This is a genomic window from Janthinobacterium sp. GW821-FHT03C08, from assembly GCF_059420905.1.
Genome location: NZ_JBWKUP010000063.1, coordinates 1 through 533 on the forward strand (window position 1 = coordinate 1; position 533 = coordinate 533).

Consider the following 533-nt stretch of genomic DNA (forward strand, 5'->3'; position numbering starts at 1 on the left):
ACGGCTTTGGCCTGGAACGCAGCGAAGTGAATGGCCATGGTGGCCAGCAAAGTAGTTTTCTTCATAGTCTTCTTTCAAGTTTTGAGAATGCGGAGCAGCCGGTCGGCCGCCTTCATGGCTGCGTCCGCCCCACGAGCGTCCCGCTCATCGAGGGCGATACGTTTGACCCCGGCGATCAATGCCTTGGCCGTGTCCGCCGAGACGCCCGCATCCCGCAGGGCTTGCTCGGCTTGACGAATGGTTTTGATGGCAGCCACATCAGCTGCCTTTACGCTGGTGATGCGCGCCTGGCGGTTGGCCGGAAAGGTGACCAGGGAGATTTCCCACAGGTCGACCACGGTGAGAATCCGCAACTCGCCGTCATACGACCACTCGACCGCTTCGAAGCCGATGGACAGGCCATTGAGCGCGCCAATCTTCAGGAGTGCGTGGGCTTCGCGCCCGCGCGCGGTTTCAAGGGCAAGTTGTCCCTTGATGCGCAATCCCTTGGCGTCCTCGACGATCTCGGTCCAGACGCCAATCGGCTCGGTGGC

At 61.5% G+C, this 533-nt stretch carries 1 protein-coding gene; it reads right to left on the bottom strand.

Going from position 1 to position 533, the window contains the following annotated elements; translation table 11 throughout:
* Positions 1-74: 74 nt before the first annotated feature.
* A partial coding sequence (locus AC07VL_RS28075; RefSeq protein WP_494808763.1) for an HK97 family phage prohead protease occupies positions 75-533 on the bottom strand: 459 nt, incomplete at its 5' end.